Origin of the sequence: Planktothrix prolifica NIVA-CYA 540, from assembly GCF_963864145.1 — a bacterium.
Lineage (GTDB): Bacteria > Cyanobacteriota > Cyanobacteriia > Cyanobacteriales > Microcoleaceae > Planktothrix > Planktothrix agardhii.
The window spans coordinates 542579-566210 of sequence record NZ_CAWLTW010000001.1 but is presented as its reverse complement, the minus strand read 5'-3'; the positions used below and the strand labels follow the sequence as shown (position 1 = coordinate 566210).

The following is a 23632-nucleotide window of genomic DNA, read 5'->3' as shown; positions in this document are numbered from 1 at the left end:
TCAATGATTGATCGTTAACAAGGATTTGACTCTTTTCAACTGTTGTAGATGCGTTCCCGAAAATCTTTCACCGTCAATTCTAATCCTTGATCCAGTGGGATAGTCGGTTCCCAATTCAGATAGGTTTTAGCACGAGTAATATCGGGTTGTCGCTGTTTAGGATCATCCTCCGGTAGAGGTTTAAATTGAATTTCCACATCTGGGTTAACCAGATTCTGAATTTTTTGGGCTAATTCCAAAATGGTATATTCCCCTGGATTCCCGATATTAATAGGGCCAATCTGATCGCTATTCATCAAGCGGATAAATCCCTCTACCAAGTCTGACACATAACAGAAACTCCGGGTTTGGGAACCATCCCCATAAACTGTTAAAGGAATCCCTCGCAGGGCTTGGACAATAAAGTTACTGACCACACGCCCATCATTTTCTAACATTCGGGGGCCATAGGTATTAAAAATCCGTACCACCCGAATATCTACCCCATTTTGACGATGATAGTCAAAGGCTAAGGTTTCTGCAACCCGCTTTCCTTCGTCGTAACAGGATCGAATTCCAATACAGTTGACATTGCCTCGATAGTCTTCCGTTTGGGGGTGAACATCGGGATCTCCGTAGACTTCAGAGGTGGAGGCGAGGAAAAACCGGGCTTTGATCCGTTTGGCTAACCCCAACATATTCATAGTTCCCAATACATTGGTTTTGATGGTTTTGACCGGGTTGTATTGGTAGTGAACGGGAGAGGCGGGACAGGCTAAATGGTAGATTTGATCGGCTTCTAAGCGAATTGGTTCGGTAATATCATGACGGATCAGTTCAAAATAGGGATTACCAATCCATTTCAGGATATTTCGTTTTCTCCCTGTGAAAAAGTTATCTAAACAAATCACTTCATGGCTCTGTTCCATTAAGCGATCAATTAGGTGTGAACCCAAAAAACCCGCGCCACCTGTAACTAAAATTCTCATGCTTACACTCACTCAGAAATTGTAGAGAGTTAAACTTGGATGGACAACAATCAATCGCAGGTAAGCTGAATCCACTATCAGTTTAAAGTTAAGACTTGGCTTTGAATACACCCCAGCTATACCCAACAACATTGATATGTTGCTGTCCGTTCCACATCTATCCTACTCGATTTTAGATTTTTAGCGAATATTCAAGATTTATTGTACCGTTAAATTAATATCACTGGCAATTTTTCTTAACAGTCTTAGTCAAATATCACTACCTGGATTAACTCGAAATTTATCAGCTTAATACACGGCTTTTGTCTGACTCCAATAATGTCTCTAAATACAATTCAATTTCCTCCTGAATATTCACTTTAATCTCATCAAATGAATCACCCTGAGATTGACAACCTGGAAGTTCATGAGCATAGGCATAATAACCGTCATCGTCTTTTTCAATAATCACACTAACTTTATATGACATATAGCAATCCTATTTGAGTTGTGTTTAAAATTTAGGCTTAAAAGGGAACAGGGAACACCGGAACAGCCCCCCAAACCCCCCGTGCACGGGGGGCTAGGGGGGAGGGAACACCGGAACAGTTTTGTAGAGACGTTAAATTTAACGTCTCTACAACAATAAATTTAACGTCTCTACTACAATTTAGGATTCTTGATTTAACCGTAATACCGCCATAAATGCTTCTTGAGGAACATCCACAGAACCCAAGGATTTCATCCGTTTTTTACCTTTGGCTTGCTTCTGTAAGAGTTTTTTCTTCCGACTAATATCTCCCCCATAACATTTGGCTAACACATCTTTTCTTAACGCCGGAATACTTTCACTGGCAATAACTTTAGAGCCAATTGTGGCTTGAATAGGAACTTTAAATTGATGACGGGGAATCAATTCTTTAAGTTTTTCCACCATTGCCCGTCCAACATGATAGGCTTTATCTCGGTGAACAATCATCGCCAAAGAATCGATCGGATCTTTATTAATCATAATATCGAGTTTAACTAAGGCATTTTCTCGATATCCAATAATATGATATTCCATACTTGCATAACCACGAGAACGGGATTTCATCTGATCAAAAAAGTCCGTTACTACTTCCGCTAAAGGCACTTCATAAACTAAGGTTGTCCGTCCCTGGGCTAAATATCGCATATCCTTAAATTCACCCCGACGACCCTGGGCCAACTCCATTAAACTGCCCACATAAGCTTCAGGAGTAATCATTTCTACCCGCACATAGGGTTCTTCTATTTTTTCCCGATGGTTAGGTTCAGGTAAACGACTGGGGTTATCGATCATCATCACTTCTCCCTTTTGAGTTGTAACTTGATAAACCACCGAAGGAGAAGTCACAATTAAGTCTAAATCATATTCCCTTTCCAAACGTTCTTGCACAATTTCCATGTGCAGTAACCCTAAAAATCCACACCGGAAACCGAACCCCATGGCACTAGAAGTTTCTGGTTCATAAGATAACGCCGCGTCGTTTAATTTGAGTTTTTCTAAGGCTTCTTTTAGATTAGGATATTCATCAGAATCCGTGGGAAATAACCCACAAAACACCATCGGTTTTGCTTCGGTATAACCGGGCAAAGCTTGTTCGGCTTGACGATTGGCTAAAGTAATAGTATCCCCAACCCGGGCATCTTCAACGGCTTTAATCGCAGCAGAAAAATATCCTACTTCCCCCGCGTGGAGTTCATCAACGGGGATTTGAGTAGGAGATAATACGCCAATTTCATCAACTTCATATTCTTTTTCCGAAGCCATTAAGTGGACGCGATCGCCTTTTTTTAGCCTGCCATCCATCACCCGAAAATAAACAACTACCCCGCGATAACTGTCATAATAACTATCAAAAATTAACGCCCGTAATTTCTGATCAACCGTATCCTGGGGAGGTGGAACTAAACGGACAATAGACTCTAAAATTTCATGAATTCCCACCCCTTCTTTCGCTGAAGCTAACACCGCCCCGGAACAGTCTAACCCAATAATTTCTTCAATCTCACTTTTGATTTTCTCTGGTTCTGCTCCGGGTAAATCAATCTTATTTAAAACCGGAATAATTTCTAAGTTATTTTCTAAGGCGAGATAAACATTTGCTAAAGTTTGAGCTTCTACCCCTTGAGACGCATCCACAACTAATAACGCCCCTTCACAAGCCGCTAAAGACCTAGACACCTCATAAGAAAAGTCAACGTGACCCGGAGTGTCGATTAAATTTAATACATATTCCTCACCGTCATCGGCTTTGTAATTCATCCGGGCGGCTTGCAATTTAATCGTAATTCCCCGTTCTCGCTCTAAGTCCATGGAGTCAAGAAATTGTTCCTTCATTTCCCGTTTTTGAACCGCACCCGTCGCCTCCAAAAGTCGATCCGCCAGGGTAGATTTCCCATGATCAATATGAGCAATAATAGAAAAATTACGAATTCGAGAAACAGGAACGTTAGTCATAAAATGATATTCACAGGCATAATAGGGGAGACTCCCGTTAAACTAACGAGGGTCTAGTTAATGTATTTTAACAAAATAAACCCAAGGACACCGATTTTTTCAGGGAAATAGAGGGGATTAGGGCTGTTTTTCTAATTCTGACTTCATCCGTTCTAGGGTACGGTGCATCTGTTCAAACATTTGGTCGGGGGTAATCCCAAATTGACCGAGTTGGGTGCGTAACTGTTCAACGGTCATCTGGGCCATGAAATCCTCGGAAAGTTCAAACCGCTTCATGAAAATCCGGTAACGATCCATAACCGCTTCCATTTGCTCAATATAGAGTTTTTTTCCAGCCCGATCAAACTTGCCATAATCACTGCCCAGTTTGACCATAGATTGATAATCTTCAAATAGCTGTTTAGCTTCTTGTTGTACGATGTCTGAATCAAAGAATCCCATAGTTTCTCGATTTTTTTTGCTAGTAGGGGTTTGAGTTTCATAGATTGGAAAGATTCTCCCCCATTTTAACCTTTTGAGAGCGGGTTACTCACACTCCCACAGGTGGCAATTTCCGTACCGATAGCCAGGGTAGAGGATGACAACCCTATTTAGGTCGCTTTTTGAGGGAGTGAGTCAAGAAAGGTAATTGGTATTAGTGTCAAGAGTAGAATGTGATTATAGACTTTAATAATTCTTCTACACCGGGAGAATGGACTAAATTGAATTTTAACGGCTAGGAACAAAATCATGATCAAAATTATCAAACAACTCAGTATTATTTTTTGTGCCATTTTTCTGTTGAGTGGCTGTGTTAGGTATGATGTGGGAGTGGCATTTCAGGATCAAACCCATGGTCAAATTGTTCAAAAGATTCAATTAGGAGAACAATTAACTAAATTTAGTCATGATGTGGTAGATGAATGGATATCTAGTTTAGAAAAACGGGTTAAACAGTTAAAAGGAAAAACCAAACGACTGTCTCAACAGGAAATATTAGTTACTATTCCTTTTAATAATGGTCAGGATTTAGAGACAAAATTTAATCAATTTTTTAATCCTGCTGAATTCAACAATAAAAAATCCCAGAAAAAACCCGATATCGAAATTCCTCAATTTTCTGCAAATTTAAACCTTAAACAAAATAATTGGTTTTTTGCTTTACGCAATTATCTCAACTTAGAATTAGATTTGCGATCGCTTTCCCTACTCTCTACCTCGGAAAATGTATTAATTAGTTCGGGGAACCTATTAGAATTAGAATTTGTCTTAAACACTCCCTGGGGTGCGACTGTGATTAATCCCATCGGTATTCCTGAAGGCTCGGAAGCACCTCTATTATTAAATGTTGATCTGAATGGAAAACAGGTTATTTGGACACTTAAACCCGGAGAAATTAATCAATTAGAAGCGATTTTCTGGGTTCCCAGTCCGATTGGAATGGGGACAGTTATAATTATCCTGATCACGGCTTTAGGAATTTATCTCAAATATACTTTTATCCCCAAATTCAAAGCCGGACAGTCCCCAATTCCCACTCGTATTTAACCCCTGTCCCCTCCCCCCTAGCCCCCCGTTCACGGGAGGTTTGGTGGGCTGTTCCCCTAGCCCTGCCGTGCACGGGGGGTTTGGGGGGGCTGTTCCCTGTTCCCCGTGCACGTTAATTTAGGAGAATTCTCTCTTGACCATTCTTTTACTATTTTGCTTAAATCCTTCTCGTCTACTCCTCTCATCACCCTCCTTATTGTTGAATAAGATGGCATTCCTTGGCTATAGATATTGAATGTTCTTTTCAGGATAACTTCGTTGGCTTTGACAAAATATTCCATCTCTCGATATCCTTGATGCCCTGACATCACCCCTAAAACTACTACTAATAGCACTTCCCATAAACTATACCTTTTTCCCTGATTTTTTCGGAAATCCTTGACTTCTTTTAAATTTTCTATTAAACTTGTTAGCATCTTTATTTTAGAAAAAAATGGTGATCGCTCTCCATTTTATCAGGTGGCGATCGCTCTTTCTTTACTCTTTTTCACCTGACTTTGAAACAGCCCTGGTCTTATAAAGAAACGGTTTATTATATAAGTAGTATCTGGGAAAAGGCAGATTTTTTTTCCCAAAAGATTAAAGGGCATTGGGAGATTGAGAATCAAGTTCATTGGGTAAAAGATGTGTTATTTAAAGAGGATAGTATGAAAATTCATCAAGTACAAGCAGCGACTAATTGGGCACTGCTCAACACCCTAGGATTGAATATTTTCAGAGGTTTAGGATTTTGGTCAATAACAGAGGGAAGAAGGTGGTTAGGAAATCATTGGGATAAATTACTGGCTATCTCTTAATCCGAAAGTTAAAAATGAAAAAATAGAGCAATTAATTTAGGAAAAATAGATAAAAATCGGGAATGTAAGTCTTACTCCGTAGGGAATAAGAATATTTATGCTGCTTAGATAATACCTCCTATAATTAATATTAATATAGCAATTATATAAAATATTAATTATTCGGAAAATAGCTATCATGTTTGAGAATTATGACCCAAAAGTAGGCTATAATTTTCAAACATGAAACAGCCCTGGGGGATTTAGGGGGATCAGATCCCTGCTAAAATCAAAGTCTTTCAGGGTAAAGTTAGCGTCAAAAACCCTAACTCACCCTGAAACCAGATAAATAATCTAACGGGCTAGGAGGGATTCGAACCCCCGACACCGTGGTCCGTAGCCACGTGCTCTAGTCCACTGAGCTACAAGCCCCCGTCAGTTCAGCACAACAATCTCAAAAATTAGATTTTTTTGACTGCTTTATTAGCATAACACATTTTTCCAAAATGGCAAACATTTTTTCAGATCCCCCCGATCGCCTTTCCCACCTGGATGAAACCGGGGAAGCGAGGATGGTAGATGTGTCGGGGAAGGTAGCAACTCGTCGCGAGGCGATCGCCGGGGGACAAGTCCGAATGTTAAAGGCCACCTTTGCCGCTATCGAAGCCGGAAACGCACCGAAAGGGGATGTTTTAGGGACGGCGAAACTGGCCGGAATCATGGCTGCCAAACAAACAGCCCAGTTAATTCCCCTATGTCATCCCTTGCCCTTAAGCAAAATTGATGTCCAAATTCTGCCCGATCCCAAATTACCCGGGTATCAGATTCGGGCGGAAGTTTTGACCAAAGCGGAAACCGGGGTAGAAATGGAGGCATTAACGGCCGTTTCCGTGGCGGCTTTGACCCTCTATGACATGGCTAAAGCCTTGGAAAAATCCATTGTGATTGAGGAAATTCGTCTGGTGAGTAAAACCGGGGGAAAATCGGAGGACTACCAACAACAGATAGAAGTCAATCCCAGTTAAGCCTAAAATGGAATAGAAAAGCTTGGGAAATTATTGTCTATGCCTCCTCGTTGGCCCCGTCAACCTGATCGGAAAGATCCAGACTATCGCCGTTTGGATGATCGGATGAATTTTGCCATCCATGTTGCTATTTTTGCCCCGATTAATTCCGGTTTATGGTTTTTCCATAATCTACAATCAACCGATTGGTCTTGGTTAACCCCATTTACCCTGGTTTGGTTATCTGCGATCGCCCTTCATGGTCTTTATATTTTTGCGATCGCCGACTATTCTCCCGTCACGCCCAATCAATAAAATTTAGGTTAACGATTCATCGTTAACCCTCAATAATTTAGGAGTTTAATTATGTCTGTTTTAGATACAAGAAACCTGGAAAAATTAGCCTCTGAAATTGGAGAAAATATCTATATTGATATTGCCAAATGGCATCTGTATTTAGCCAATGCCCATTTGCATACACAATTAGCCGAACAACTTTGTCCCCTTTTAGATCAGGGAGATTTTAGTGAAAGTGATGTTCAACAGGTCTTACAAAAAATTTCTGTAACTTTAGGGGGAGGAAAACAGACGACATCCTTAGTAAATTTAATTCCCAATACAGGAATTCAAGACTTGGTAAAAATTTTAAAAGACTTCCAAGAAGACCTATAAATTTTGTAGTGAGGCGTTCACGCCTCCATCAAATTTCCATTATCTCCAACTATTATCAGTATGATTGAACTTTACTATTGGCCGACTCCCAACGGTCACAAAATCCCGATATTTTTGGAAGAAACTGGATTAGACTATCAAATTATTCCGATTAATATTGGCACGGGGGATCAGTTCAAACCGGAATTTCTCAAAATCGCGCCTAATAATCGAATGCCTGCCATTATTGACTTCGATCCGGTGGATGGCGGTGAACCTTTATCTATCTTTGAATCCGGGGCAATTTTAATTTATTTAGCCGAAAAAACCGGACAGTTTTTCCCTGAGAATTGGCGCGATCGCAAAACGGTTTTAGAATGGCTATTCTGGCAAGTCGGAGGATTAGGGCCGATGGCAGGACAAAACCATCATTTTGTTCAGTATGCACCGGAAAAAATTCCCTATGCGATTGAGCGTTATGTCAAAGAAACCAATCGTTTATATGGGGTTTTGAATCGTCAATTGGCCGGAAAAAACTATATTGCGGGAGAATACTCAATTGCAGATATAGCTTGTTATCCTTGGATTGTTCCCTTTGAACAACAACAGCAAAATTTAGAGGATTTTCCCCACTTAAAAGATTGGTTTAATCGGATTAAGTCCCGTCCAGCAGTAGTGCGGGCTTACGAAAAAGGAAAAGCCTATGCTTCCGGTACAAAAATGACTGATGAAGCTAAAAAAATCCTCTTTGGTCAAAGTACAAAAACCCTTGAAAATTAGGATTTAGTAAAGCAGAAATACCGGGTTCTGAAGTTTAAGATACCCGGTTTTTGAACGAGTGGAAAATGCCATTATTAACTAACGCAATAGGGTTTTAAACAGTTTAATTCCATCGGTATTTCCTAACATGGGATCGGAAGCACGTTCTGGGTGGGGCATCATTCCGAGAACGTTACCTTGAGGGTTACAAATTCCCGCAATATTATTCAAAGATCCGTTGGGATTTTCTTCGGGTTTCGGGGTTTTATCAGTTCCATAACGGAATAAAACTTGATGATTTGCTTCTAATTCTTCTAGGGTTTTTTCATCAGCATAATAACAGCCTTCCCCGTGGGCAATGGGTAAATTAATTACTTCCCCCACTTCATATTCAGAAGTCCAGGGAATATTACTATTAATTACCGTCAAAGGAATCGACTCACAAATAAAATGTAAATCCCGATTTCTAACTAATGCTCCGGGTAATAATCCGGCTTCAGTTAATACCTGAAATCCGTTACAAATTCCTAGAACAAATTTCCCTTGGTTGGCGTGTTCAATTGTTGACCGCATGATTGGAGAAAAACGGGCGATCGCCCCACAGCGCAAATAATCCCCGTAACTAAAACCCCCCGGAATTACCACTACATCAATATCCGATAAATCCGTATCTTCATGCCAAATCATCCGGGTCGGTTGTCCCAATAATCCTTGAGTCACCCAAGCCACATCTCGATCGCAATTAGAACCCGGAAACACAATAATCCCAAATTTCATAGTGTATTTATGTAGTAAATTAGTAATAGAAAGGAGTTGATCAAAAAATATATTTAACCTTATCTTTGATCAACTCAACTGTTCATCAAATTAACAAGTAACGGCCGCAACTTCCGTTAGATCAAATCTATAGGTTTCAATCACCGGATTTGCTAACACTTGATCGCAAATTCGGTCAAGTTGAGTTTTTGCTTCCGTTTCATCCGTTGCTGAAAGCGTCATTTCAATATATTTACCAATCCGCACCTGTTCAACATTGTCATATCCCAGATGTTGAATCCCAGATCTCACCGCCACGCCTTGAGGATCAAGAACAGAAGGACGGAGGGTAATATAAATTCTAGCTTGGTAGTGATGGGTCACAACAATCCCTACTCTAATGGCACAGTATTGATTATCCCTCAAAGATTGAAAAAACGAACCTGTAAGTCTAATTTTCCGTCTGTATGGTTTGAATGGAGTGCATTAACTGTAGGAGAAACTTAAAATGAAATTACGCCATTTAACCTTGATGGGATGGGTTTTCAGCCTGTTTTTAGCCTTTGCACCCAACGCTTGGGCCGACCGTCAACAAATCAGCCCAGGAGGTTCTCTTTCCCTCTCAGGAAGCTCTGGTGGGCCTGTGAATAGTCAGGACTGTGGGTTTATTGCTCAAACCCCAAACCACGTTATTCAGATTACCGAAGATTTACCCTATTGGCGAATTATGGCTACCACATCGGGTTCACCGACTTTATTAATTGATGGCCCCACCGGACGTTATTGTATGTTACCCGAAGGTTCTGCCAATAGCGGTGTTTTACAATATTCAGGTTACGGAACACCCGGTAATTACAACATCTATATTGGCGATCGTCAACAGGGTCAAAACCCTTATCGGATATCAATTTCCGATCAAAAATAAGAGTTTAGTTCCGAAAAAATTGCTCTGATTTAGATTAACAAAGCTGTTAAATATCCCCTGCGAAGTCACCAAACTCATACTATACAGCGCTTGTTAGTCCGAATAGTTTACTAATAAATATTAAACACCAAAAAACGCCCCCCTTTCGGAGAGCGTCTTTTGTATTATTTAGGTTAAAAATTAACCATTGATTTGAGGAGCAATCAAAGCCACAGGAGCAGATTCACCAGAAGCTAAGTCTAAGGGGAAGTTGTGAGCGTTGCGCTCGTGCATTACTTCCATACCCAGGTTAGCGCGGTTTAACACATCAGCCCAGGTATTGATCACGCGACCGGTAGAGTCGATGATTGACTGGTTGAAGTTGAAACCGTTCAGGTTGAATGCCATGGTGGACACACCTAAAGCGGTGAACCAAATTCCGATGACAGGCCATGCGCCTAACAGGAAGTGTAAGCTACGGCTGTTGTTGAAGCTGGCATATTGGAAGATTAAACGACCAAAGTAACCGTGGGCTGCAACGATGTTGTAGGTTTCTTCTTCTTGACCGAATTTGTAACCGTAGTTTTGTGACTCGGTTTCGGTGGTTTCACGAACTAAGGAAGAGGTAACTAAAGAACCGTGCATGGCGGAGAATAAACTACCACCAAAGACTCCAGCAACTCCTAACATATGGAAGGGGTGCATTAAGATGTTGTGTTCGGCTTGGAACACTAACATGAAGTTGAAGGTTCCAGAGATACCTAAAGGCATACCATCAGAGAATGAACCTTGACCGATGGGGTAGATCAGGAACACGGCGGCTGCTGCTGCAACTGGTGCAGAGTAGGCGACGCAGATCCAAGGACGCATACCTAAACGGTAGGAGAGTTCCCATTCCCGTCCCATGTAGCACAGAATCCCAATCAGGAAGTGGAAAATCACTAACTGGTAAGGGCCTCCGTTGTACAGCCACTCATCTAAGCTGGCTGCTTCCCAAATGGGGTAGAAGTGTAAACCGATGGCGTTAGAGGAAGGAACAACTGCACCGGAGATGATGTTGTTTCCGTATAACAGCGAACCAGCTACGGGTTCACGGATGCCATCGATGTCTACGGGGGGAGCCGCGACGAAGGCGACGATGTAGCAGATGGTGGCGGTTAATAAGGTGGGGATCATCAGGACTCCGAACCAACCGATATAAATCCGGTTGTTGGTGGATGTCACCCAGTTACAGAACCGTTCCCAGATGGAGGCGCTTTCGCGCTGCTGAATCGTGGTTGTCATGTTGGTTATGATTGCTATGTATTTGTCGAGGTACGTTTGGTATCTATGTCTACTACATTAACGGCTTTGTTACGGTTTGTAAAGTATTTTAACATCAGAGTTTTGCATATAAGCTATAAGTTTTATTAATGTTATCGCTTTTCTGTCACTCTCCGAAAATTTTTGCCGTTTCTGGATTATGGAGCTTTTGCATAGAAAGCGATTTTCAAATGAAGGAGAGTTATCTATATAAATGGGGACGTAAACTTAAAAACAAAGGTAATGCTATAATCACAGTCTAAATAAACAACAGCTTATCAGAGTTTTCATTGAATTTTCCTTGAACTTCTGTTCTGGCTTGTTCTGTTCTAATTTGATCTTCTAACTTTTGCTGTTTTATCCAGTAGTCTAAATGTTTCATAACTGGATTTATTTTTTATTTTGCTGTTTTAATTGAGTTAATGAATTTTGATAATCCTGCCGATTAGGATATAATTTCACCAACTTTTCTAAGGGTTCAATTGCTCCTTGAATATTATTTTGTTGTAGGCGAACATTCACTAAGCCTTCCAATGCTGTGGGGTTATTGGGTTCCCGTTTTAATACAATTTCGTAGCCTTTTTCTTGCTTTTGTAATAAAGCACTTGCAGATTGTTGTTCTGTGGTTTGAGTCGCTTCAGGTTTTTTTTCAAATCCACTTTTAAACACTTTTCCTAATCCAAATATACTCGTTCCAAAAAAAGACAGCATTGATAGGATCATAATCACTCTTTGTACCTGTTTAAAGCGTTCCATTTTACGGATACGCTCTGATCCATATTGTTTTTCTAATGATTGCTTCTCGGCGGGATTCATTGCTTATACCTTCCTCTTATTTTCAATTAGTTGGCTTTTTAATCGTACCTATTTTCAGAATACCCAATGTGATCTCAAAACTAATCAGAACTGAGTTCGGGTAATTCGCCAAACTGTTGACGGTAGCGGTTGAGTAAGGTTTCTAACTCCTGGGAACGTTGTTGAGCTTGTTCGGCTTGGCGTTGAGCTTGTTCGGCTTGAAGTTGGGCTTGTTCAGCTTGAAGTTGGGCTTGTTCAGCTTGAAGTTGGGCTTGTTCAGCTTTTTGTGCGGATAATTCATCGGGTGTCGGCAGAATTTCACCTTCTGAAGTTGCCCATCTTAACCATACCGTTTCAACGGTTTTATAAACCCCTGACCATCGGACTAATGATAAGCCTAATTGTTGACTGAATAACCGATTAAATTGATCGGGAAAAATTGGTTGATAACTGCCATTAATTAAGATAAATCCTGCCAAATCATCGGGCTTAAAGGGGTCAAACCAGAAATATTCAGGAACCCGAACTTGATTTTGATAGATGATTTTTTTGTTAGTTTTATCTTCTTGGGCGGTACTTTGTGATAATAGTTCAATGATCACATCGGGGGCTTTTCCTTCTTCCCAAACGACCCAACTTTTTCGCTCTTTTTTGGGAACTCCTAATACGGCAAAAAAATCAGGGCCTTTGAAGTCTTGATTCCGCACTTGGTCTAAACTAAAATAGAGGAACATATTGCCCCCAACATAACCATCTTCTCGCGTTTCTAACCAAGGAATTAACTGATCAATCAGTAAATCCATTTGCATTTTATGGCGTTGGGTTTCCATGGGGACTCCATCGTCGCAGGGTAGTTCGTCTTGGGTAGGAGGTAATATTAACCCAAAGGGGATTATTTCTTGTGATAGTGACATGGCTCTCAATTAATCAATAGATTAATGATTTTTAGGATATTATATCACAGTCAAATACCGATAGTGTGGGTAGTAACTATTAAATTTACAATCAAACAGTTTGTTGTTGCGCTTCAGCGCTCTTTTTAGGAGTGCTAAAGCCCAACATCTAGGTTGGTTTAGATTGTTTTTGACTTTTAATTAATACATTCGCAAACCAAGGACTAATTAATAATATCAATAACATTCGAGTCATTTGCATAGCTAATACAATTCCGGCATCTCCTCCGAGTTGAATTACCGTTGCGATCATTGCTGTAATTCCTCCGGGTGTGGAACCTAATATCGCCGTCATGGTATCAACTTGGGTAATTTGATGGAAAATATAACCTGCACCCAAACAGAATAAAATTAAGATCAGAACTAAAACAATTTCAATTAAAACAGCCTTCCAAAGTTTTTTGGCATTCTGCCAGTCAAACTTTAAACCAACAGAAAACCCGACAAATAATAGCCCAATAGTAAATAGCAAAGGAGGCATTTTAATTGAATATGGAACTGTCCAAAAAACAATTAAACTAACCAGAAACGGCCCCAAAAACAAGGCTGAAGGTAAACGCAACTTTTCCCCAAAAACGATTCCTAATGCCGCACAACCTCCCAGAATTGCTAGGTTGTAAAACATTGGTAAAGCAGGTGAAGTGTCAAGGGAAGTAGATACCACAGACCCAATAGCCACATCCCCCGCAAACCAGAACCCGACGAGGGCAGGAACAATTAATGCTACTAATAGAATCCGCAGATATTGTAACAGAGCAACGGCGATCGCATCGGCCCCCATTTCCTCACTCATGGCAATTAAACTGTAACTCGCCCCAGGAACACAACTGAGAAACCCTGTCGCCCGGTCAATTCCGCCCCAGCGCCCTAAAAAATAACCATTCAAAATACTCATCCCCCCGGTCACCAAAATACAGAGCATCAGGGGAAAGGCGTAAGTTCCCATTAAACCGATAGTATTAAGTGAAAAGCCCGTAGCTGTAGAAATCGCCACAATAGCTTGACCGACAATAAAAAAGATCGGGGGTAGGGGCTGAGGTTTCCCATGAAACACCGCATAAATAATCCCCGCCACCATTGGGCCAATCAGCCAAGCAACGGGAACCTGCAACCAATTGAATAGATAACCAACGCCCACAGCTAACATAAATAGAGGTAGAAGATGGGCAAGTTGGGGCAAAGTTTGAGATAACTCTTGCCTCCAGTGGGTGAGGGTATTTTGATAGTTTATATTCATTGAATAGAGGCGATTTTTGATTAAAATTCTATGGCTTTGGAATCGATTTAAGAGTCGTTAAAGCCTCATCAACGTGACGCCCAAAATCCAGCATAGAATCAAATAGATGTCGCACCACACCCTCCCTATCAATTACATAGGTAACGCGACCCGGGAGCACCCACATCGTTGCTGGAACACCATAGAGTTGACGAACTTTATTCCCGGTATCGCTCAACAAAATAAATGGAAGATTGTATTTTGTGGCAAACTGTTGATGAGATTGGGCCGTGTCTGAACTAATCCCAATTACTTCGGCCCCCGCATCTGTAAAGACTTGATAAGCATCTCGAAAAGCGCAGGCTTCGGCGGTACAGCCAGGAGTATCATCCTTGGGATAGAAGTAGAGGACAACGGATTTTTTTCCCTGAAAGTCTTCGATACTCACTAATTCGCCCGTTTGCGAAGTTAAGGTGAAATCAGGAGCCATATCTCCTACTTTAACGGCCATATTGGTAATAACCCTGTATGATTTGGTGAAATGTTAACATTTGTATCATAGCGCCAACAATGAGATCCAGAGATCCAGCGATTGAAATCGTGGCTACACAACCCAAACCCGCCTGCGCGGGTTGAAGATAAAATCAGAGAACATTATGTTAATCTGTTAATTAGTCCGCGCAGGCGGACTTAGTTTGTGTAGCCGCGATTTCAATCGCTGGGTGAAAAATTATGGGTGAAAAATTCATTTGTACTATTTAACGAATTCTCTAAAATAATATTAACCCCAAATTACCATTTTTCCCATGAAAACATTATTAATTTATCCTCAATTTCCGTCTACATTTTGGTCGTATGAAAAAATCCTAGAATTAGTTGATCGCAAAGTATTATTACCGCCCTTGGGATTAATTACGGTGGCTGCAATTTTGCCTCAAAACTGGCAATTCAAATTAGTTGATCGGAATATTACGGCTGTCACCGAAGCCGAATGGGAATGGGCAGAATTAGTCATCCTTTCGGGAATGATTGTGCAGAAATCCGATTTTATTGCTCAAATTCAAGAAGCCAAAAAACGCGGAAAATTAGTTGGAGTTGGTGGCCCCTATCCCACTTCTGTCCCCCATGAAATTGAAAGTTCCGGGGCAGATTTTCTGATTTTAGATGAAGGGGAAATTACCCTACCCATGTTTGTCGAAGCCCTGGAAAAAGGTGAAACTTCCGGGGTATTCCGCACAGAAGAAAAACCCAGTGTCACCTCAACTCCTATTCCCCGTTACGATTTATTAGAATTAGATGCTTATGATTCTATGTCGGTACAATTCTCCCGTGGATGTCCGTTTCAATGTGAATTTTGCGACATTATTGTGCTGTATGGTCGCAAACCCCGCACTAAAACTCCAGAACAATTATTAAAGGAATTAGACTATCTTTATGAATTGGGATGGCGACGATCAATATTCATGGTGGATGATAATTTTATCGGGAATAAACGGAATGTGAAATTACTGTTAAAAGCTCTAAAAATCTGGCAAGCGGAACATCAATATCCTTTCCGATTTAATACAGAAGCCTCCATAGATTTAGCCGATGATGGTGAATTAATGGAATCGATGGTGGAATGTAACTTTGATGCGGTTTTCTTGGGAATTGAAACCCCAGATACCAGTAGTTTAGAAATGACCAAAAAATATCAAAATAACCGCAGTCCGTTATTAGAAGCCGTTGATAAAATTATCCGCACTGGCTTACGTCCAATGGCGGGATTTATTCTAGGATTTGATGGGGAAAAACCCGGGGCGGGATATCGAATTATTGAATTTGTCGAAAAATCTGCGATTCCCACGGCTTTATTTAGTATGTTACAAGCCTTACCCAATACCGCTTTATGGCATCGTTTAGAGAAGGAAGGACGGTTAATTAATCCTAAAAAGTTTGATATTAACCAAACCACATTAATTAACTTTGTTCCTACCCGTCCCGTTGAAGAAATTGCCCAAGAATATATTGAAACCTTCTGGCAATTATATGATCCCGAACGTTATTTAGAACGCACCTATCGCTGTTTCTTGAAGTTGGGTGCGCCCAAATGTAATCCCCCAGGTAAATTCCCCAGTTGGATTGATTTAAAAGCCTTAACAACTGTAATTTGGCGACAGGGAATTAAACGCCAAACTCGCTGGAAATTCTGGGGATATTTGTTTAGTATTATCAAACATAATCCCGCCGTCTGCGGGCAGTATTTAACCCTATGCGCCCATAACGAACATTTCTTAGAATATCGCCAAATTGTTAAAACTGAAATTGAACAACAGTTGGCAGAATATCAAGCCCAAAAAGCCCAACTTCCCACCAAAATTCCCGCATAATTCAATCATTAACCCGTAGGGTGCGGCCATTAACGCCCTGTAGAGACGTTCCATGCAACATCTCTACAGGAGAGATTTCAGCTTAATTTCACACTAATGCTTACCCATCCCCTGGTTATTGATAAATTTATTTTAAAGACATGGAATAATAAATGATATTTATACAAAAATAATATTTTTTATAATTTCTTAATAATTTATTTAAGATTTTATTAATTTTTCTGAATTTGCTAGATATGACACCAAAATTGATCAATTTTATGGTAAGTTTCAACTGAAACTCATCAGGATTAAAACTGATAGTTAAATTCAAGTGCATTCTCAAGAGGTTTAATAATGCCATTGACTAAGAAGTGTCTTGCCGAGTTCATGGGAACATTTTGGCTAGTTTTTGGAGGGTGTGGATCTGCTGTTTTTGCCGCCGCATTTCCCGATGGAACTACTAACCCCCTTGGGATTGGATTTGCCGGGGTTGCATTAGCTTTTGGTTTAACCGTTTTAACCATGGCCTATGCCATAGGTCATATTTCCGGTTGCCATCTCAATCCGGCGGTTTCCTTTGGATTATGGGCGGGTAAACGCTTCTCTGGAGGTAAAGATTTAGCCCTTTATATTGGATCTCAAGTTGCCGGGGCAATTGTAGCATCCTTAGTGCTTTATTTAATTGTCAGTGGGAAAGCCGGATTTGATGCAGTGGCTTTTAAAGGTGGTTCTAACCCCTTTGCCACCAATGGATATGGCGAACATTCTCCCGGCGGTTACAATCTCGTTTCCGCTCTGCTGGGTGAATTTGTGTTGACATTTATGTTCTTGATGGTGATTATGGGATCAACCGATAGTCGCGCACCTCAAGGATTTGCCCCGATTGCTATTGGTTTGGGATTAACCTTAATTCACCTAATCGGAATTCCAGTCACCAATGTATCTGTAAATCCAGCCCGTAGCACTGGCCCAGCATTATTTGTTGGCGGTTGGGCAATTCAGCAATTATGGTTGTTTTGGTTCGCCCCTATTTTGGGAGGAATTGCCGCCGGGTTCACCTATAATTCCTTATTTGGTGAATCCCCATCTGATCCCAATTCTTAATCAATCAAAACTCTAAATTAATCCTCGTTTTGTGTTTAATACTTTCTTCTGTAAGTAGGTGGTCAAAAAGCCCGTTGTTGCGCTTAAGCGCAATTAAGTGGTGCGCAGCAAGCGCAACAACAAGTATGCGTTTATTTTTGACCACCTACTGACTCCAAACAGACGGAGAAAATTAATCAAGGATCAATATTTAGCCCTTATTCTTCCTCTCCCGATTCAAGCGGTTGAATTGAAACTACCGGAGCAATAGAAGTCAGTTTTAACTCAGGATGATCGGATTCAGCTTGACGACAATTCCATTCATTTTTAAATAGTAAAACCGGACGATCCCAACTATCTTTAACCACCGCAGCGTTAAAAATTCGTCCAACTTTATTTAAAACTTCCCAACCTCCTGTTACCCAACGAGCCACACTATAGGGTAGAGGTTCTAATAGAGTTTCGGCCCCATATTCATTTTGCAATCTAAACTGAACTACCTCAAATTGAAGTTGACCGACCGCCGCCAAAATCGGATCACGTTTAGCTTCATCAATGGAAAACATAATTTGTACCGCTCCTTCTTCTCGCAATTCCAAAACCCCTTTATGGAACTGTTTAAACTTAGAAGGATTAGGATTTTTTAAATAGGCAAATAACTCCGGGGTAAAACAGGGAATCCCTTCATATTCTAATTTTTTGCCCATATAAATTGTATCCCCAATGGCAAAAACCCCAGGATTATTTAATCCAATTACATCCCCAGGATAGGCAGTTTCAATTGATTGTCTTTCCTGAGCAAATAATTTTTGCGGACGGGAAAGACGGACAACTTTTCCCGTGCGGGCATGATTTACCGTCATATCTTTTTCAAATTTTCCTGTACAAACTCGCACAAAAGCCACCCGATCTCGGTGTTTGGCATCCATATTAGCTTGTAGTTTAAATACAAAGCCCGTAAACTCAGGATATTCGGGTTCCATATCCCCCAAGGTACTCAGATGGGAACCGGGTTTTAAAGCATAATCTAAGAAGGAATCTAAGAATAATTGAACCCCAAAATTAGTCATGGCACTGCCGAAGAAAACCGGGGTCATTTTTCCAGCATGAACTAAATCCAGATCAAATTCCGAACCCGCGTGTTCAAGTAGTTCTAATTCTTCTTTTAATTGATGATAAAGATCCGGATCTAATAATTCATTAATTCTAGGATCATCTAAATCAAAAACCCGATCTAAAGCTTCTCGACTGCCATGGGCGGTACGTTCAAATAAATGAATTTTTTGTTTGCGACGATCAAATACTCCTTGAAAGCGATCGCCCGTACCAATTGGCCAATTTATGGGATAGGTTTTTAACCCTAATTCTTTTTCAATTTCATCAAGTAATTCTAAGGGTTCTTGACCCGGACGATCCATTTTATTAATAAAAGTAAAAATAGGCAGACCTCGCAGTTTGCAGACTTCAAAAAGTTTGCGAGTTTGCGGCTCTAAACCCTTGGCGGCATCTTCTAACATCACCGCGTTATCGGCTGCGGCTAAAGTGCGGTAGGTATCTTCACTAAAATCTTGGTGTCCGGGTGTATCTAGCAGATTAATTTGACAGTTGTTATACTCGAACTGCAAAACCGTTGAGGTAATCGAAATTCCCCGTTGTTGTTCCATTGCCATCCAGTCTGAGGTAGCATGACGTTGAGCCTTCCGTACTTTAACAGCACCTGCTTCGTGAATGGCACCTCCGTAGAGGAGTAATTTTTCTGTCAGGGTGGTTTTTCCAGCATCAGGGTGAGAAATAATTGCAAAATTGCGACGTCGCTCAACCTCCGCTTGAATTTCGGTTTGAATTTCGGTTTGAATTTCTGTAGTCATGAGAGCCTAAATCTGGAATTTGTGATCAAACTTATAATTATAGAGGCTAAAGTAGATTTTTGCTCAATGCTATATAATCAACCTATACTTTTGGAGTGTTTATTAATCAATAATTGCGTTATTTTTGTAGTTTAATTCAATTTTTTATTGTGTTTTTTCTTTGATAAAAAAATTTATCAACGGTTATGACTTTCACCTGGATAATTTTACAACAAATGGTTGCAATGGCTTTATTGATGTCTCCTAATTCCTGGGATTTTTGGCAATCTCAATTAATCGCGCTTCATCTTGTCTCAGATTTGGTGATTGCACTGGTTTATTTTGCGATTCCTATTTCATTCATTTACTTTGTTCGTCAGCGTCAAAATTCATCCTACTCCAGTATTTTTATCCTGTTTAGTATATTTATTTTTGCCTTTGGAATCAATCATTTGATGGCGATTTTAACCCTTTGGTATCCTGTGTATTGGTTATCGGAAGGACTGAAGACTATCCCGGCTATCATTTCTGTTGTTACAGCCTGTACAATTATTCCTTTAGTCCCCAAACTTTTAAAACTTAGAAATCCCGATAAATTAGAAAAAGTTACGCGATATATTGGCATAATTATTGATATAAATGGTCAAGAAAAAACCGAGAAAGCTCTAAAAGAATCCCAACAAATGCTGCAATTAATTATGAATACGATCCCTCAGAGAGTTTTTTGGAAGAATCGAAATTCCGTTTTTCTAGGGTGTAATTTACAATTAGCTTTGGATGTGGGATTAAAGTCTCCTGAAGATATTATTGGTAAAACAGATTATGATTTCAGTTGGACTTTGGATCAAGCTGAATTTTATCGACAAGTTGATCAAGAGATTATGGAAACGAATACCCCTCGTTATCGGATTATCGAAACTCAATTACAAGCAAATGGCAAACAATGTTGGATAGAAACCAATAAAATTCCCTTTCATGATTCTGAGGGAAATGTGGTAGGAATATTAGGAACATACGAGGATATTACAGAGCGGAAATTAGCGGAAGAATTATTAGCAGAATCTGAAACTCGATTTCGACAATTAGCTCAACAGGAAAAACTAATGAATCATTTAGCTAATCAAATCCGCAATTCCTTAGATTTAAAGACAATTTTAGAAACAACAGTTTTACAGGTTTGGGAATTAATGAAGGTTGATCGATGCTATTTTTGTTGGTATCGACGGGAAGAAACTAAATTTAATTTAGATAGTAAAAATCCATCTCAACCTTATTCAAGTGGGGCCTATTGGGAAATTGCTATTGAAGCTAAAGATCCGGCTTTTCCAGATATTGTTGGTCAATATTATTTAGAAGAAGTAGGCATTTGGTCGGAGCAATATTTGAATTTAAACATAGGACGAATTGATTATGTTAGTAATCTTCCTGATTCTCAAGAAAAATCATGTTTACTCCAGTTTGGATTTGTTTCTGTGCTGTCTCTCCCCATCCAAACCCAAATGGGAGAAATCGGGGTTTTAGTTTGTGGAAATCATCAAGAAACCCGTTGCTGGAGTGATTCTGAAGTCGAATTATTACAGTCTGTGACGGCGCAAGTGGCGATCGCAATTAATCAAGCCCAACTCTATAACCAAACCAGGGAAGCGGCGACTTTAGCTAGAGCTCAAACCCTAGAATTAGAAGCGACTTTAAATAAATTACGACAAACTCAAGCCCATTTAATTCAAACGGAAAAGATGTCTTCTTTAGGTCAGTTAGTGGCAGGAGTTGCCCATGAAATCAATAATCCCATTAATTTTATTTATGGAAATGTTGATTATGCTGCCCAATATCTGGATGATTTATTAAATTTAGTAGCCCTATATCGGGAGCGTTATCCCGATCCCGTTTCTGATATTCAAGAAATGATTGAAACCGTAGATATAGATTTTTTGCAACAAGATTTTCCGAAATTATTAATTTCAATGAAAGTCGGGGCGAGTCGGATTCAACAAATTGTTTTATCCCTAAGAAATTTTTCGCGTTTAGATGAAGCAGATGTCAAACAAGTTAATTTACATGAGGGCTTGGAAAATACATTATTGATTTTACAAAATCGCTTATCAGAAACTGGAGAAAGACAAAAAATTCAGGTGATCAAAAACTATGGGGAATTGCCCTTAGTCCATTGTTATGCAGGTCAGATTAATCAAGTCTTTATGAATTTACTCACTAATGCTATTGATGCTATTCAGGAGCGAATTGTAGAACAAAATCAACAAATTATTTCTCATCTTAATTCTAATGATGTAGAGTTATATCCTGAAGATGATATCGGGTTTAATTCATTGAATTGTTGGAAACCTACCATTACGATTACTACAGAAGTCATTCAGAATAATCAGGTTTTAATCATTATTGCTGATAATGGAATGGGGATGACGGAAACCGTTAAAAATAAATTATTTGATCCGTTTTTTACCACAAAACCTGTAGGGAAAGGAACTGGCTTAGGATTAGCCATCAGCTATCAAATTGTAGTAGAAAGACATCTAGGTCAGTTAAAGTGTTCTTCTCAAGTTAAAAACGGATCGGAATTTACAATTGAGATTCCTATTCAACAACACAAAAATCTTACTCTTGATCAAAGCTAATTCCTTCATATAAAAGCTCAATCGGGCATTCAAATTCTATGCTTTGTAATGCGATCGCATCTCCATTTGTGTATTCATAATAACGCCACATTTTACCTTCCCCTCTCTGATAAACCTCAACAGACATGGATTCTGAATCAATTAACACATATTCTTGTAAACTGGGAATCTGACGATAATACTTAAATTTCTCAATGCGATCATAATTTGCTGTACTTGGAGAAAGAACTTCAACAATAACTTTAGGGTTTTGAATAAACTCACGAGATTTTAAATCTTCGGGGTCGCAAGTAACAACTAAATCAGGATAGAAATAACGACTATTTTTACTAGCTTGAACTTTCACATCGGATACATAAGATTCACAACCTCTATGACCTAGATGGGGGTACAAACTCCTGTATAAGTTGAGGTAAATCTTGGTGTGAGGAATACTACCCCCGGTCATCGCCACAATATCACCATCGACATATTCATGGCGCATTTCCTGTGTGGCTTCCCATTTTAGGTATTCTTCTGCTGTCATTTTTTGAGAATCTTGAAGATTGGCAATCATGATTTTTTCCTGTATTAATCTCGACTATTGAATAGCTACCTACTGACAATATTAACATTGATTATCTAAATTGTCATCTATCTTTAGCTATAATATTATAGTTGATTTATTTTTCCTCAGTCCAGTGCCAATATTTAAACTGATAATTTATTCCCTTAATTGCTAAGGTTGCTAGATAGTTTTCTGCGGTTTCAATAGTTTGCATTGTCCAATTTTTAGCTAATTCCGAATCCTGGGAAATTTTCAAAATTTTTAGGTTTGAATCCAGAGGAGTGAAAATTTCAATATCCTGTAAACCAACTAAACCTTCTCCCGTGGCTTTTAAGTAGGCTTCTTTGCACGTCCAGAGTTGAAAAAATGCAGTATATTGTGCTTCTGAATCAAGGGAATTTAACCACTGATATTCAGAGTTACAAAAAAACCGTTTTGCTAAAGATATAACTTCAATTTCCCGAATATATTCTATATCTATGCCGATATTTTCTTGAAGGGCGATCGCATAAATTGCTTTTCCATAGGCATGAGATAGATTAAAATTTAGGGGTAAGGGAGCTTGATCTAAACTCGGTTTTCCATTAGAGCTATACTTAAATTGAATCTGTTTTGGAGCCAGGTTTAAATAGTGGCTGAGAATCATTCTTAATGTTCCTCTGGCAATCATAAACGCCTGTTGATCCCGTTCAAACTTAAACCGTCTAGCCCGTTTTAGCTCGTCATCAGCCAGAATACTTTGATAAAATTCTAGGTGTTGGGGTGATCGTGTTAGATTAGTTTGCCAAATATGAACCGTATGGGAAGATAACTGAAAATCCGATAAAACCATTGTCCTGATTAATCTTATTAATGAAGTCAGCAATTTCACTTGTTTTGTTTAATTCTAGTGCGGATCACCTCAAAAATAAATAGTATGAGACTATTAAGGGTGAATAGATCAGATAATATTAGATAATCAAGGTAAACCGTCCAATCTAACCTGAGATGATCACTATGGAATCCTCAAAAAATCAGCGAAAAAAGCAAGTAAAGCGAAAACTTGAAAAAACACCCACTCCGCAATACGTTGATCACTATATTACCTTAGCTAACC

The 23632-nt window shown here is 39.7% G+C and carries 25 protein-coding genes, 1 tRNA gene and 1 pseudogene; 10 read left to right on the top strand and 17 right to left on the bottom strand.

The window, feature by feature from the left end; genetic code table 11:
* Positions 1 to 35: 35 nt before the first annotated feature.
* The 4 genes from AC559H_RS02535 to AC559H_RS02520 all read right to left on the bottom strand — a co-directional run bounded on the left by AC559H_RS02535 (position 36) and on the right by AC559H_RS02520 (position 3873).
* Positions 36 to 968, bottom strand: a complete 933-nt coding sequence (locus tag AC559H_RS02535) for a UDP-glucuronic acid decarboxylase family protein (RefSeq protein ID WP_026787336.1) — start codon at positions 966 to 968, stop codon at positions 36 to 38.
* A gap of 283 nt (positions 969 to 1251) precedes the next feature.
* The gene (locus AC559H_RS02530; RefSeq protein ID WP_026787333.1) at positions 1252 to 1437 is read right to left on the bottom strand and encodes a type II toxin-antitoxin system HicB family antitoxin; all 186 of its coding nucleotides are present in this window, start codon (positions 1435 to 1437) and stop codon (positions 1252 to 1254) included.
* Between the two features lie 180 nt (positions 1438 to 1617).
* Entirely contained in the window at positions 1618 to 3432 is a 1815-nt protein-coding gene (gene lepA / locus AC559H_RS02525) for a translation elongation factor 4 (RefSeq protein WP_026787332.1), read from the bottom strand.
* A gap of 117 nt (positions 3433 to 3549) precedes the next feature.
* On the bottom strand, positions 3550 to 3873 hold the full coding sequence (locus tag AC559H_RS02520; protein WP_026787331.1) for a DUF1825 family protein: 324 nt from the start codon (positions 3871 to 3873) through the stop codon (positions 3550 to 3552).
* A 288-nt stretch (positions 3874 to 4161) separates the two neighbouring features.
* Here AC559H_RS02520 and AC559H_RS02515 point away from each other — a divergent pair, with 288 nt between their 5' ends.
* A complete protein-coding gene (locus AC559H_RS02515) occupies positions 4162 to 4959 on the top strand; it encodes a DUF3153 domain-containing protein (RefSeq protein ID WP_043937168.1) in 798 nt (265 codons plus the stop codon).
* Positions 4960 to 5072: 113 nt separating this feature from the next.
* Here the strand turns inward: AC559H_RS02515 and AC559H_RS02510 are convergent.
* Positions 5073 to 5375 (bottom strand): annotated as a pseudogene (locus AC559H_RS02510) (transposase family protein); the annotation flags it as partial.
* A gap of 33 nt (positions 5376 to 5408) precedes the next feature.
* On the opposite strand from AC559H_RS02510, the gene AC559H_RS02505 reads away from it, so the two are divergent.
* Positions 5409 to 5756, top strand: coding sequence for an ISAs1 family transposase (locus AC559H_RS02505; RefSeq protein ID WP_272944316.1), 348 nt, complete (start codon positions 5409 to 5411; stop codon positions 5754 to 5756).
* A gap of 337 nt (positions 5757 to 6093) precedes the next feature.
* On the opposite strand, the gene AC559H_RS02500 is transcribed toward AC559H_RS02505, so the two are convergent.
* Positions 6094 to 6167: transfer RNA gene (locus tag AC559H_RS02500), tRNA-Arg, on the bottom strand.
* Between the two features lie 74 nt (positions 6168 to 6241).
* Between AC559H_RS02500 and moaC the strand changes: the two genes are divergently transcribed.
* From moaC to AC559H_RS02480, 4 genes are read left to right on the top strand one after another with little or no spacing between them, the layout of a single operon-like run.
* On the top strand, positions 6242 to 6760 hold the full coding sequence (moaC, locus tag AC559H_RS02495) for a cyclic pyranopterin monophosphate synthase MoaC (RefSeq protein ID WP_026793557.1): 519 nt from the start codon (positions 6242 to 6244) through the stop codon (positions 6758 to 6760).
* 39 nt (positions 6761 to 6799) lie between these two features.
* The gene (locus AC559H_RS02490) at positions 6800 to 7054 is read left to right on the top strand and encodes a 2TM domain-containing protein (RefSeq protein ID WP_026793558.1); all 255 of its coding nucleotides are present in this window, start codon (positions 6800 to 6802) and stop codon (positions 7052 to 7054) included.
* A gap of 51 nt (positions 7055 to 7105) precedes the next feature.
* Positions 7106 to 7411 carry a DUF3181 family protein gene (locus AC559H_RS02485; RefSeq protein ID WP_071782520.1) on the top strand — a complete coding sequence of 102 codons (306 nt, stop codon included), beginning with the start codon at positions 7106 to 7108 and terminating at the stop codon, positions 7409 to 7411.
* A 60-nt stretch (positions 7412 to 7471) separates the two neighbouring features.
* Entirely contained in the window at positions 7472 to 8170 is a 699-nt protein-coding gene (locus AC559H_RS02480) for a glutathione binding-like protein (RefSeq protein WP_026793559.1), read from the top strand.
* Between the two features lie 78 nt (positions 8171 to 8248).
* Here AC559H_RS02480 and purQ read toward each other — a convergent pair whose 3' ends face one another.
* Both purQ and purS read right to left on the bottom strand, forming a co-directional pair.
* The gene (gene purQ, locus AC559H_RS02475) at positions 8249 to 8926 is read right to left on the bottom strand and encodes a phosphoribosylformylglycinamidine synthase subunit PurQ (RefSeq protein WP_026793560.1); all 678 of its coding nucleotides are present in this window, start codon (positions 8924 to 8926) and stop codon (positions 8249 to 8251) included.
* A 90-nt stretch (positions 8927 to 9016) separates the two neighbouring features.
* Positions 9017 to 9289 carry a phosphoribosylformylglycinamidine synthase subunit PurS gene (gene purS, locus AC559H_RS02470; protein ID WP_026787325.1) on the bottom strand — a complete coding sequence of 91 codons (273 nt, stop codon included), beginning with the start codon at positions 9287 to 9289 and terminating at the stop codon, positions 9017 to 9019.
* A 124-nt stretch (positions 9290 to 9413) separates the two neighbouring features.
* Between purS and AC559H_RS02465 the strand changes: the two genes are divergently transcribed.
* Positions 9414 to 9830: a hypothetical protein gene (locus tag AC559H_RS02465; protein ID WP_043937162.1), complete on the top strand. Its 417-nt coding sequence runs from the start codon at positions 9414 to 9416 to the stop codon at positions 9828 to 9830.
* Positions 9831 to 10010: 180 nt separating this feature from the next.
* Here the strand turns inward: AC559H_RS02465 and psbA are convergent, their stop codons facing one another.
* The 6 genes from psbA to AC559H_RS02435 form a co-directional block, all read right to left on the bottom strand.
* Positions 10011 to 11093 carry a photosystem II q(b) protein gene (gene psbA / locus AC559H_RS02460; RefSeq protein ID WP_026787323.1) on the bottom strand — a complete coding sequence of 361 codons (1083 nt, stop codon included), beginning with the start codon at positions 11091 to 11093 and terminating at the stop codon, positions 10011 to 10013.
* Positions 11094 to 11370: 277 nt separating this feature from the next.
* Positions 11371 to 11493: a hypothetical protein gene (locus AC559H_RS02455; RefSeq protein ID WP_267879835.1), complete on the bottom strand. Its 123-nt coding sequence runs from the start codon at positions 11491 to 11493 to the stop codon at positions 11371 to 11373.
* 8 nt (positions 11494 to 11501) lie between these two features.
* Positions 11502 to 11927, bottom strand: a complete 426-nt coding sequence (locus AC559H_RS02450) for a tetratricopeptide repeat protein (RefSeq protein ID WP_026787322.1) — start codon at positions 11925 to 11927, stop codon at positions 11502 to 11504.
* An 80-nt stretch (positions 11928 to 12007) separates the two neighbouring features.
* The gene (locus AC559H_RS02445; RefSeq protein WP_026793561.1) at positions 12008 to 12820 is read right to left on the bottom strand and encodes a Uma2 family endonuclease; all 813 of its coding nucleotides are present in this window, start codon (positions 12818 to 12820) and stop codon (positions 12008 to 12010) included.
* A 148-nt stretch (positions 12821 to 12968) separates the two neighbouring features.
* Positions 12969 to 14096: an AbrB family transcriptional regulator gene (locus AC559H_RS02440; protein WP_026798427.1), complete on the bottom strand. Its 1128-nt coding sequence runs from the start codon at positions 14094 to 14096 to the stop codon at positions 12969 to 12971.
* Between the two features lie 28 nt (positions 14097 to 14124).
* A complete protein-coding gene (locus AC559H_RS02435) occupies positions 14125 to 14586 on the bottom strand; it encodes a peroxiredoxin (RefSeq protein ID WP_026787319.1) in 462 nt (153 codons plus the stop codon).
* Between the two features lie 295 nt (positions 14587 to 14881).
* Between AC559H_RS02435 and AC559H_RS02430 the strand changes: the two genes are divergently transcribed.
* Both AC559H_RS02430 and aqpZ read left to right on the top strand, forming a co-directional pair.
* Positions 14882 to 16444: a B12-binding domain-containing radical SAM protein gene (locus AC559H_RS02430; protein WP_026793562.1), complete on the top strand. Its 1563-nt coding sequence runs from the start codon at positions 14882 to 14884 to the stop codon at positions 16442 to 16444.
* A gap of 336 nt (positions 16445 to 16780) precedes the next feature.
* Positions 16781 to 17530 (top strand): aquaporin Z, encoded by a 750-nt coding sequence (aqpZ, locus tag AC559H_RS02425; RefSeq protein WP_026793563.1) that lies wholly within the window; start codon positions 16781 to 16783, stop codon positions 17528 to 17530.
* Positions 17531 to 17727: 197 nt separating this feature from the next.
* Here aqpZ and prfC read toward each other — a convergent pair whose 3' ends face one another.
* On the bottom strand, positions 17728 to 19377 hold the full coding sequence (gene prfC, locus AC559H_RS02420; RefSeq protein WP_036832238.1) for a peptide chain release factor 3: 1650 nt from the start codon (positions 19375 to 19377) through the stop codon (positions 17728 to 17730).
* Positions 19378 to 19562: 185 nt separating this feature from the next.
* Between prfC and AC559H_RS02415 the strand changes: the two genes are divergently transcribed.
* Complete coding sequence (locus tag AC559H_RS02415) at positions 19563 to 21989, top strand: ATP-binding protein (RefSeq protein WP_051319580.1); 2427 nt, start codon at positions 19563 to 19565, stop codon at positions 21987 to 21989.
* Here the strand turns inward: AC559H_RS02415 and AC559H_RS02410 are convergent.
* On the bottom strand, positions 21970 to 22545 hold the full coding sequence (locus AC559H_RS02410) for a Uma2 family endonuclease (protein WP_026787315.1): 576 nt from the start codon (positions 22543 to 22545) through the stop codon (positions 21970 to 21972). The genes AC559H_RS02415 and AC559H_RS02410 overlap by 20 nt on opposite strands.
* A gap of 106 nt (positions 22546 to 22651) precedes the next feature.
* Positions 22652 to 23368 (bottom strand): 4'-phosphopantetheinyl transferase family protein, encoded by a 717-nt coding sequence (locus AC559H_RS02405; RefSeq protein WP_026793565.1) that lies wholly within the window; start codon positions 23366 to 23368, stop codon positions 22652 to 22654.
* Positions 23369 to 23632: the final 264 nt, after the last annotated feature.